Here is a 10,524-nt window from a genome sequence, read left to right on the forward strand (position 1 = left end):
GCCCGTACGTACGACGCCCGCGCGTGGCCCGTGTGCCACGCGGCACCTCCGCCCCTGCCGGACGTGCCACTCCCCTCCTCGGGTCACGCGCGCTGCAAGATCAAAGTGCCCTCGCCGCACTGACCCCATGCACGGCCGTGCCCGCTTCCGCGGTCCGCCGATGCGCGGGGTCGCGCCGTCCGCGACGGCTCACCACGGCGCGAAAGGCACGGCGCGACGCGCCCCCTCCGGCTCCTCGGCCCGGCCGTTTCGCCGGCCGGTGCACGGCTATCTCGGATGCCAGGTGAGCTTGTCCCCGCCGACCCAGCGGACCACGTCCGGGTCGTCGGCGTCGTGCACCGGGACGCCGTACGCCGCCGCGGCCACCAGGACATCCGTGAAGCTCCTGGCCTCACCGATGACGGTGCCGTCGATCTCCATGATGCGGAAGGGCGGATCGCCGGGCTGCACGCCCAGAACCGTGATCCGCGGGTACGAGATGTGAGGGCTGGCGATTTCAGTCATGATCCCACCGGTTCCACACGCGTGCCGCCGATAAGCCTGCCCGGGCGGCGGTGTCGGTCGTCGAGGCGCTCGGCGACGCCGGCGCGGCCGTGGCCGTACCTGTCGCCACGAGGTTCGCATTTCATGGTGGCACAGGGCCGGTCGGTCGGCTGCCGTGCGGACCCGGCCCGGCTGGGCCACGCTGGAGCCATGCACCCGGCCGAGGCGCTGGACCGTATCGCCTTCCTGCTGGAGCGGTCCCAGGCCCCCACCTATCGCGTACGCGCGTTCCGCACGGCGGCGGGCGTCGTCACAGAGCTGTCCGCCGACGAGGTGGCCCGCAGGGCGGCCGACGGGTCGCTGGAGTCGCTGAAGGGCATCGGGCCGAAGACCGCGCAGGTGGTGCGCGAGGCGCTGGCCGGGCAGCCGCCCGGCTATCTGGAGAAACTGGAGCAGGAGGCCGCGGAGCCCCTCGTCCTGGGCGGCGAGGAGCTGACGGCCCTGCTGCGCGGCGACTGCCATCTGCACTCGGACTGGTCGGACGGCGGCAGCCCCATCGAGGAGATGGGCCGTGCCGCGGCGCGCCTCGGGCACGAGTGGGCGGTCCTCACGGATCACTCGCCGCGTCTGACGGTGGCCCGCGGGCTGTCCCCCGAGCGGCTGCGGGAGCAGCTGGACGTGGTGGCGGAACTGAACGAGCGGTGGGCCCCCTTCCGGCTGCTCACCGGCATCGAGTGCGACATCTTCGACGACGGGTCGCTGGACCAGGAGCCGGAGCTGCTCGAACGGCTCGACGTCGTCGTGGTGTCGGTGCACTCCAAGCTGCGGATGGACGCGCCCGCGATGACCCGCCGGATGGTCGCCGCCGTACGGAATCCGCACGCGGACGTGCTGGGGCACTGCACGGGACGGCTGGTCACCGGGCGGGGGCGGCCTGAGTCGGAGTTCGACGCGGACGCCGTGTTCGCCGCCTGCGCCGAGTCGGGCACGGCGGTCGAGATCAACAGCCGTCCCGAGCGGCTCGATCCGCCGCGGCGGCTGCTGCGCCGGGCGGTCGCGGCGGGCGTGCTGTTCTCCGTGGACACCGACGCGCACGCGCCGGGGCAGCTCGGGTGGCAGGCGTACGGATGCGCGCGGGCCGAGGAGTGCGGGGTGCCCCCGGAGCGCGTGGTCACCACCTGGTCGGCGGGGGAACTGCTGGCCTGGACGCGGGATCGGGTGACTCCCCCAGGCGTACGGGCTTCGTGACGCGGTACTGGGACACCTGGAACAACGGGACCGCGACGAAGGGACGACGTATGGAGCGGGCGGCCGTATTCGATGTGGACGGCACTCTGGTCGACACCAACCATCTGCATGTGACGGCCTGGTGGGAGGCGTTCCGGCAGGCCGGTCACGACGTGTCGATGCACGACCTCCACCGGGCGGTGGGCCTCGGCTCCGACGACCTGATCGCGCATCTGCTGGGCGAGGAGCGGGACACCGGGCAGGACGACGCGATCAGCGCCGCCCACAAGACCCTCTACGGCACCTACTTCGAGCGGCTGCGCCCGTTCCCCGGCGCCGGTGACCTGCTGCGGCGCCTCGACAGCGAGGGCTGGACGGTCGTACTCGCCACCTCCGCCGGCGGGGCGGAGCTGTCGGCGCTCCGGCGGGCCATCGACGCCGACGACGTCATCAGAGCGACGGCCAGCTCCGACGACGTGGACTCGGGCAAACCCGCGCCCGATCCGGTGGAGCACGCCCTGGAACTCGCCGGAGCCCCGGCCGAGCACTCGTTCTTCGTGGGCGACACGGTCTGGGACATGCGCGCGGGCACCGGAGCGGGTGTCCTGTGCGTGGGAGTGCTGTGCGGCGGCATCCCGCGCGCCGATCTGGAGAAGGCCGGAGCGAGCTCCGTCTACCGGGACCCGGCCCATCTGCTGGCCTCCCTGGCCAAGAGCCCGCTGGCGGCGGGAAGCTGACCCGGTCGTGACGCAGATCACGATCGACACGGCCCCGACCTGGGAACACCCGTCGGTAGTTTCCCGTTAAATCAGCTGTGGGTGCGGATGGGACAGTGTCCCCGGGCCTCACCTTCCGCCCACAGGGAAGATCGTTCGGCTGAAGCCCTGTGGAGCACACCGCCGAGAGGCGACCGCCATCCGTGGCCACCCACAGACGGCCCCGACCGCGATTCCCCCGTCCGGTCGGGGCCTTTCCCGTTCCCGGGGCCCTGCTCCCCTTTTTCCTGTTCCCGGGCCTTTCCCGTTCTCCGGGGGCGTCGTTTGACTTCGAGAGCGCTCCAATCCGTAGCGTCGGCCCCATGACCACTGCACAGCACAAGATCGGTTCGGGCTTCGGCCGGCACAGCACCGCGGACGACGTACTCGCCGGCATCGACCTCACGGGCAAGCTCGCGATCGTCACCGGCGGCTACTCGGGGCTCGGCCTGGAGACGACCCGCGCGCTGGCCAAGGCGGGTGCCCGGGTCGTCGTTCCCGCGCGGCGCCGGGCGGTCGCCGAGGAGGCGGTCGCCGGGATCGACGGCGTGGAGGTGGACGAGCTGGATCTCGGCGACCTGGAGAGCGTGCGCGCGTTCGCCGACCGCTTCCTCGCCTCGGGCCGCACCATCGATCTCGTCATCGACAACGCAGGGATCATGGCCTGCCCCGAGACCCGGGTCGGCCCCGGCTGGGAGGCGCAGTTCGCGACCAACCACCTGGGTCACTTCGCGCTGGTCAACCGGCTCTGGCCGGCGATCGCCCCGGGCGGCGCCCGGATCGTCTCCGTCTCCTCGACGGGTCACCACACCTCGGACATCCGCTGGGACGACCCGCACTGGAACCACGGCGACTACGACAAGTGGGAGGCGTACGGACAGGCGAAGACGGCCAACGTCCTGTTCGCCGTGCACCTCGACGCCCTGGGCAAGGACTCCGGCGTACGGGCCTTCGCGCTGCACCCGGGCGGCATCCTCACCCCTCTGCAGCGCCACCTCCCCCGGCAGGAGATGGTCGAGCGCGGCTGGATCGACGAGAACGGTGTCCCGCTCAACCCGGAGGGCTTCAAGTCCCCCGAGCAGGGCGCGGCCACCCAGGTGTGGGCGGCGACCTCTCCGCAGCTGTCCGGCATGGGCGGGGTGTACTGCGAGGACTGCGACATCGCGGAACTCGCCCCGGCCGACGGTACGCGGACCGGCGTACGCGCGTACGCGATCGACCCGGCGTCCGCGGCCCGCCTGTGGGCCCTCTCGGCGGAGCTCACGGGCGTCGACGCCTTCGCCTGAGACGGAGCGGCGGCGGGCTCAGGGCGCCGCCGCAGGTCCGGGGCTCGGGCATGCGCTCACGCGGGGGATTCCTCCGGCTCCGGATCCTCGGGGTGCACCGTGCTCGTCCCCTCGTCGCCCTGCCGGCCGGTGCCCGCCTCGTCGGTGTCGGGGACGTCGGTCTCGGGCTTCGCCCGTCCGCCGGCGTCCCCGTCCCCGTCCGCGTCCTCGTCCGGCCCCGGCTCGGGCGGCGTGATGACGTCCCAGGGATCCTCGCCCTCCTGCACCTGCTGGTCCGGCAGGTCCCGGGGTACGGGCCCCTCGTTCTCCTCGGGCGTCCTGGTCCCGTATTCGCTCACGGTCCGCTCCTCTCCTCGTCGGGCCACGTGGGGCGGAAGTCCCTTGTCGGCCAGGGTGCGGGTACCTGCCGGGGCCACCCGGCAAACCAGGGAGCACCGGGCGCCCGTGCGGGGCGTCAGTGCGGGGCGCGCTCCTCCAGGGCCGCGCGCCAGGCCGGTGGCGGGGTGTCCCCCGAGCCCGGTCCGGCGCCCGGACGCCGGCCGCCGCGGGCGAAGAAGTCGGCCAGCGGCAGGATCGCCGCGCCGACCGTGACCGCGTCGGGTCCGAGGGCGCCGAGTTCGATGGTGACCCGTTCGGCCGGGTGGCGCAGCGCGTACGACACGGCGTGGGCGCGGACGGCGGGCAGGAAGCGGGAGCCCAGCTGGAGTCCGGCCCAGCCGCCGATGAGGATGCGTTCGGGCTGGAAGAGGTTGATCAGGTCGGACAGGCCCGCGCCCAGGTACTCGGCCGTCTCCTCCAGGACGGCCAGCGCCACCGGGTCGGGTACGCCACCGGCGACGGCCGCGCCACCGCCCGCCCCGCTGCCGGCCACCGCACCGCCGGCCGCCGCGCCTCCCGAAGCCCCGTCACCGGCGGCTCCACCGACGGCGGTCCCGTCACCGGCCGCCCCACCGACGGCCGTCGCGTCACCGGCTGCCGCGCGGGCGGGCGCCGAGCCGCCCGCGGGCACGGACGCACCGGGGCCCGTGGCCGCCTCGCCGCGCGTCCCGCCCGCGGCCCCGTCCTCGACCGGATAGGCCGCCGCCAGCATGGCCGTGAGGGCCGTCTCCTCGTCGACGCCCTTGGGCGGCCGTCCCCCGGCCTCCTCCCAGCGCTGCAGCAGGGCCTCGGCCCCGGCGTACGCCTCCAGACAGCCGAGCGCACCGCAGCGGCAGCGGCGCCCCCTGACCCGTACCGTCAGGTGTCCCCATTCCACGGCCCGGCCCAGTTCCACGTCGTCCGAGACCAGGCTGGCGCCGACGCCGGAGCCGAAGAGGACCACGACCGCGTTGCGCGCGCCGCGTCCGGCGCCGAACCACATCTCGGCCTGGCCGAGGGTCTTGGCGCCGTTGTCGGTGAAGTACGGGACGGAGTCCGGCAGGCCGCAGGCGGTGCGGAGCAGGGACTCCAGCGGGACGGCGGGCCAGCCGATGGTCTGGCCGTGCACGACGGCGCCCTCGGCCGCGGTGCGTTCCACGATGCCGGGTACGCCGATGCCGACGCCCAGCAGGCGCTCGGGGGCGATGCCCGCGGTGGCCAGGACCTCGGCGACGCCGTCGCGGATGTGGCCGACGATGACGTCGACGTCGTACCCCTGGTGCTCCAACGGGCGTTCGGTACGGGCGAGTTCGGTCAGGGACAGGTCGAAGAGCTCTACGCGGACGCGGGTCTCGCCGACGTCCACGCCGATCATGTGGCCGCTGGCGGGTGCGACCCGGAGCAGGGTGCGGGGCCGGCCGCCGTCGGAGTCGACGCTGCCCGCCTCCTCCACCAGGCCCTCGGCCACCAGCTCGGCGACGACGTTGCTGATGGAGCCGGAGCTGAGCCCGGTGGCGGGCCCGAGTTCGAACCGGCTCATCGGTCCGTCGAAGTAGAGCCTCCTCAGCACGGCCGTGCGATTGCCTCGTCGCAGGTCACGTACCGTTCGCCCGTTCCGCCCCGCCATGTGTTCCCTTCCCGCCGTACCCCCGACCTGCAAGATACCGCTGCGCTATCCCTTGACGCGACTTTCTTCCGGGTCTTAACTCACGTCCTAAATTAAGCCGTGAGGGTCGTTCGGGAAGTGAACGCACGACGATCCTCTGTTTTCCCTCAGGAAGGGACGCCTGACGTCATGCGCAGAACCCGAGCCGCGGCCGCGAGCGCGGTCACTGTCTCCTTGCTGGCCGCCGTGACCGCGTGCGGCGGTGGCTCGTCGGCGGACGGCGGGTCCAACGACTCGCCGAAGACGCTCACCTACTGGGCCTCCAACCAGGGTCCGAGCATCGAGGCCGACAAGAAGATCCTCACTCCCGAGCTGAAGAAGTTCGAGAAGCAGACCGGCATCAAGGTGAAGCTGGAGGTCGTCCCCTGGTCGGATCTCCTCAACCGCATCCTCGCCGCGACCACCTCGGGCCAGGGCCCGGACGTCCTCAACATCGGCAACACCTGGTCCGCCTCGCTCCAGGCGACCGGGGCCCTGCTGCCCTGGGACGCCAAGAACTTCGGGAAGATCGGCGGCAAGGACCGGTTCGTCGAGTCCGCGCTCGGCTCGGCGGGTGAGGCCGGCTCCGACCCGGCGGCGGTCCCGCTGTACTCGATGGCGTACGCCCTCTACTACAACAAGAAGATGTTCGAGGACGCAGGGATATCCGGGCCGCCCGCCACCTGGGACGATCTGGTCGCCGACGGGAAGAAGATCTCCAAGGACGACAAGTGGGCGCTGGGCGCCGAGGGCGCGAACCTGTCGGAGAACATCCACCACGTCTTCGTCTTCGCCAAGCAGCACGGCGCCGACTTCTTCGACGCCGACGGGAAGCCCGACTTCACCTCCGACGGGGCCGTGGCGGCGGTCAAGCAGTACGTCGACCTGATGGGCAAGGACAAGGTCGTCGCGCCCGGCAACGCCGAGTACGCGCAGAACCAGTCCCTCCAGGACTTCGCCAAGGACAAGACGGCGATGGTGCTGTGGCAGACGGCGGCGGCCACGCTCAAGGCCCACGGCATGAGCGACGACGAGTGGGGCGTCGCACCGGTGCCGGTGCAGTCCGGCACCCCGGGCGCCGACACGGCCGTCAACTCCATGGTGGCGGGCATCAACATGGCCGTCTTCAAGAACACCGACAACATCGACGGCGCCGTGAAGTTCGTGAACTTCATGACGAGCGTGGACGAGCAGACGATCCTCAACAAGACGTACGGGTCCATCCCGCCGGTCAAGGCGGCCCAGCAGGACCCGGCGTTCAACACGCCCGCCCTGAAGGTCATCCGGGACACCCTCGCCAAGAGCGCGGCCCCGCTGCCGCAGGTGGCGAACGAGTCGCAGTTCGAGACCGCGGTCGGCACGGCCGTGAAGGAGCTCTTCGCGGACGCGGCGGCCGGCCGGCCGGTCACCACGGCCTCGGTCAAGGAGAAGCTCGACGAGGCCCAGCAGCAGATGCCGAAGAAGTGAGCGTTCGATGACCGTGACCGCCGAGCCCGCGGTCGGTGAGGAAGCACCGCCCGGTGCGACGGGGCCCACCCCGCGCCGCCGCACCGGGCGGGTACGCCGGATAGCCCTGCCGTATCTGCTCCTGCTGCCCGCCCTGCTGCTCGAACTCCTCGTCCATCTGGTGCCGATGGTGATCGGCATCGTCATGAGCTTCAAGGAGCTCACGCAGTTCTACATCCGCGACTGGGGCGCCGCGCCCTGGGCGGGCTTCGACAACTACAGCCTGTCCGTGGACTTCGACGCGCCCATCGGCAAGGCGCTGCTCCACTCGTTCTTCGTCACCTGCGCGTTCACCGTGCTCTCCGTCGGCCTGTGCTGGCTGCTCGGCACGACGGCCGCGGTGTACATGCAGGAGAACTTCCGCGGCCGGGGCTTCCTGCGGGCCGTGTTCCTCGTCCCGTACGCGCTTCCGGTGTACGCGGCCGTCATCACCTGGGCCTTCATGTTCCAGCGGGACAACGGTCTGGTGAACCACGTACTGCACGACCAGCTGGGCCTCACCGACAGCCCGTCCTTCTGGCTGATCGGCGACAACAGCTTCGTCGCGCTGCTCGTCGTGTCGGTGTGGAAGGGCTGGCCGTTCGCCTTCCTCATCGTGATGGCGGGCCTGCAGAACATCCCCAAGGAGCTGTACGAGGCGGCCTCCATCGACGGGGCGGGGATGCTGCAGCAGTTGCGCCGCATCACGCTGCCGTCGCTGCGCCCGGTCAACCAGGTGCTGGTCCTCGTGCTCTTCCTGTGGACGTTCAACGACTTCAACACGCCCTACGTGCTGTTCGGCAAGGCGGCGCCGGAAGCGGCCGACCTGATCTCGATCCATATCTACCAGTCGTCGTTCGTGACGTGGAACTTCGGGACGGGATCCGCGATGTCCGTGCTGCTTCTGCTGTTCCTGCTGGTCGTGACGGGCGTCTATCTCGTCCTGACCTCACGCGGACGGAGGGCGGCCGATGTCTAGGACCACCACGGCGGCGCGGCCCGGGAGGCCGGCGGGAGCGCGGCGTTCGCCGATGGCCGCGCCCCGGTCCTTCGTGTGGTCGCGGCGGATCTTCCTCACGCTGCTCACCGGGTTCGTCCTGCTGCCGGTGTACGTGATGCTGTCCAGCTCGCTGAAGCCGCTGGAGGACGTGTCGGGGGAGTTCCGCTGGCTGCCCAGCGGGCTGACGATCCGCCCGTACATCGACATCTGGTCGACGGTCCCGCTGGCGAAGTACTTCGTCAACTCGCTGATCGTGGCGGGCGCGGCGACGGTCCTGTCGGTGGTGATCGCGATCTTCGCCGCGTACGGGGTGAGCCGCTACCGCTTCCGTGGCAAGCGCCTGTTCACCGTGACCGTGCTGTCCACGCAGATGTTCCCCGGGATCCTGTTCCTGCTCCCGCTGTTCCTGATCTACGTGAACATCGGCAACGCCACCGGTATCGCGCTCTTCGGCTCGCGGATCGGTCTGATCCTCACCTATCTGACGTTCTCGCTGCCGTTCTCGATCTGGATGCTCATCGGGTACTTCGAGTCGGTGCCCCGCGATCTGGACGAGGCGGCGATGGTGGACGGCAACGGGCCGCTCGGCGCGCTCTTCAGGGTCGTCGTGCCCGCCGCGGTGCCGGGGATCGTCGCCGTCGCCGTGTACGCGTTCATGACGGCGTGGGGCGAGGTGCTGTTCGCGTCGGTGATGACCAACGACACCACGCGCACACTCGCCGTCGGCCTCCAGGGCTACGCCACGCAGAACGACGTGTACTGGAACCAGGTCATGGCCGCCTCCCTCGTGGTGAGCGTGCCCGTGGTCGCCGGTTTCCTGCTCCTCCAGCGCTATCTGGTCGCCGGACTCACCGCCGGGGCCGTCAAGTGACCACCACGCGCACACCCGTCGACTCCCCCCGTTCCGAGAGGACTTCTGTGACCATCGATCTCGCCGCACTCCCCCAGGACTTCGTGTGGGGCACGGCCACCTCGGCGTACCAGATCGAAGGTGCCGTCGCCGAGGACGGCCGTTCGCCCTCCATCTGGGACACCTTCTCGCACACACCGGGGAAGGTGGACGGCGACGACCACGGCGATGTCGCCTGCGACCACTACCACCGGTGGCGCGAGGACATCGCCCTGATGAAGGAGCTGGGCACCAACGCGTACCGGCTGTCGATCGCCTGGCCACGGGTGGTACCGGGCGGCGACGGTCCCGCGAACGCCAAGGGGCTCGACTTCTACGACGCGCTGATCGACGGCCTGCTGGAGGCCGGCATCACGCCGTCGGTCACCCTGTACCACTGGGACCTTCCGCAGGTGCTCCAGGACCGGGGCGGCTGGACCGAGCGCGACACGGCACACCACCTGGCGGCGTACGCGTCCGTCGTGGCCGAGCGCCTCGGCGACCGCGTCCAGCACTGGACGACCCTCAACGAGCCGCTGTGCTCGGCGTGGATCGGCCACCTGGAGGGCCGGATGGCCCCGGGCCTGACCGACCTCACGGCGGCGGTCCGCGCCTCCTACCACCTGCTCCTCGGCCACGGCCTCGCCACCCAGGCGATCCGCGCCGCGGCGCCCGGCGCCCAGGTCGGCATCGTCAACAACCTGTCCTACATCGAGGCCGCCACCGAGCGCCCCGAGGACATCGCGGCGGCCCGGCGCATGGACGGGCACACCAACCGCTGGTGGCTCGACCCGGTCCACGGCCGCGGCTTCCCGGCGGACATGCGCGAGGTGTACGGAGTCGAACTCCCCGAGCAGGCGGGCGACTTGGCGGTCATGGCGCAGCCGCTGGACTGGCTGGGGCTCAACTACTACTTCCCGTCGGCGATCGAGGACGACCCGACGGGCCCCGCCCCGTACGCCGCCGCCGTCCGCCGGCACGGGGTGCCGCGCACGGCCATGGACTGGGAGATCGACGCGGCCGGCATCGAGAACCTGCTGCTGCGCCTCACGGACGAGTACGGCGCGCGCAAGCTGTACGTCACCGAGAACGGCTCCGCCTACCCGGACGTCGTACGCCCCGACGGCACGGTCCACGACCCCGAGCGCATCCAGTACCTCGAACAGCACCTGGCGGCCTGCGCGTCCGCGGCCCGCAAGGGGGCGCCGCTCGCGGGGTACTACGCGTGGTCGCTGCTGGACAACTTCGAGTGGGCGTACGGCTACGACAAGCGCTTCGGCCTCGTCCACGTCGACTACGCGACGCAGCGGCGCACGGTGAAGGGGAGCGGACGCCGGTACGCCGAGATCGTGCGGGAGCACGGCAGGAGTCAGCGCAAGGCCGCCTGACTCCTGCCG

10 protein-coding genes are annotated in these 10,524 nt (G+C 71.4%); 7 read left to right on the top strand and 3 right to left on the bottom strand.

The window, feature by feature from the left end; all coding sequences use genetic code 11:
* Nucleotides 1-267: 267 nt before the first annotated feature.
* On the bottom strand, nt 268-504 hold the full coding sequence (locus tag ACFWGJ_RS35725) for a hypothetical protein (RefSeq protein ID WP_387332917.1): 237 nt from the start codon (nt 502-504) through the stop codon (nt 268-270).
* Nucleotides 505-693: 189 nt separating this feature from the next.
* On the opposite strand from ACFWGJ_RS35725, the gene ACFWGJ_RS35730 reads away from it, so the two are divergent.
* The 3 genes from ACFWGJ_RS35730 to ACFWGJ_RS35740 all read left to right on the top strand — a co-directional run bounded on the left by ACFWGJ_RS35730 (nt 694) and on the right by ACFWGJ_RS35740 (nt 3,751).
* On the top strand, nt 694-1,731 hold the full coding sequence (locus ACFWGJ_RS35730; protein WP_387332932.1) for a PHP domain-containing protein: 1,038 nt from the start codon (nt 694-696) through the stop codon (nt 1,729-1,731).
* A 50-nt stretch (nt 1,732-1,781) separates the two neighbouring features.
* On the top strand, nt 1,782-2,447 hold the full coding sequence (locus ACFWGJ_RS35735; RefSeq protein WP_387332934.1) for an HAD family hydrolase: 666 nt from the start codon (nt 1,782-1,784) through the stop codon (nt 2,445-2,447).
* Nucleotides 2,448-2,788: 341 nt separating this feature from the next.
* On the top strand, nt 2,789-3,751 hold the full coding sequence (locus tag ACFWGJ_RS35740) for an SDR family NAD(P)-dependent oxidoreductase (protein ID WP_387332919.1): 963 nt from the start codon (nt 2,789-2,791) through the stop codon (nt 3,749-3,751).
* A gap of 56 nt (nt 3,752-3,807) precedes the next feature.
* Here the strand turns inward: ACFWGJ_RS35740 and ACFWGJ_RS35745 are convergent, their stop codons facing one another.
* Together ACFWGJ_RS35745 and ACFWGJ_RS35750 are read right to left on the bottom strand one after the other, a co-directional pair.
* Nucleotides 3,808-4,089 (bottom strand): hypothetical protein, encoded by a 282-nt coding sequence (locus ACFWGJ_RS35745; protein WP_387332921.1) that lies wholly within the window; start codon nt 4,087-4,089, stop codon nt 3,808-3,810.
* A gap of 116 nt (nt 4,090-4,205) precedes the next feature.
* Nucleotides 4,206-5,735: an ROK family protein gene (locus ACFWGJ_RS35750; protein WP_387332923.1), complete on the bottom strand. Its 1,530-nt coding sequence runs from the start codon at nt 5,733-5,735 to the stop codon at nt 4,206-4,208.
* A 168-nt stretch (nt 5,736-5,903) separates the two neighbouring features.
* Here ACFWGJ_RS35750 and ACFWGJ_RS35755 point away from each other — a divergent pair, with 168 nt between their 5' ends.
* Genes ACFWGJ_RS35755 through ACFWGJ_RS35770 form a run of 4 tightly spaced genes read left to right on the top strand, consistent with a single transcriptional unit; the run spans nt 5,904 to nt 10,515 of the window.
* A complete protein-coding gene (locus ACFWGJ_RS35755) occupies nt 5,904-7,220 on the top strand; it encodes an ABC transporter substrate-binding protein (RefSeq protein WP_387332924.1) in 1,317 nt (438 codons plus the stop codon).
* Nucleotides 7,221-7,227: 7 nt separating this feature from the next.
* Entirely contained in the window at nt 7,228-8,217 is a 990-nt protein-coding gene (locus tag ACFWGJ_RS35760; RefSeq protein ID WP_387332926.1) for a carbohydrate ABC transporter permease, read from the top strand.
* On the top strand, nt 8,210-9,109 hold the full coding sequence (locus ACFWGJ_RS35765) for a carbohydrate ABC transporter permease (protein ID WP_387332928.1): 900 nt from the start codon (nt 8,210-8,212) through the stop codon (nt 9,107-9,109). The genes ACFWGJ_RS35760 and ACFWGJ_RS35765 overlap by 8 nt, the downstream gene beginning before the upstream one ends.
* Nucleotides 9,110-9,156: 47 nt before the next feature.
* On the top strand, nt 9,157-10,515 hold the full coding sequence (locus ACFWGJ_RS35770; RefSeq protein ID WP_387332930.1) for a GH1 family beta-glucosidase: 1,359 nt from the start codon (nt 9,157-9,159) through the stop codon (nt 10,513-10,515).
* The last annotated feature ends 9 nt before the right edge of the window (nt 10,516-10,524 follow it).

The sequence above is a fragment of the Streptomyces sp. NPDC060205 genome, assembly GCF_042728395.1.
Classification (GTDB): Bacteria; Actinomycetota; Actinomycetes; order Streptomycetales; family Streptomycetaceae; genus Streptomyces.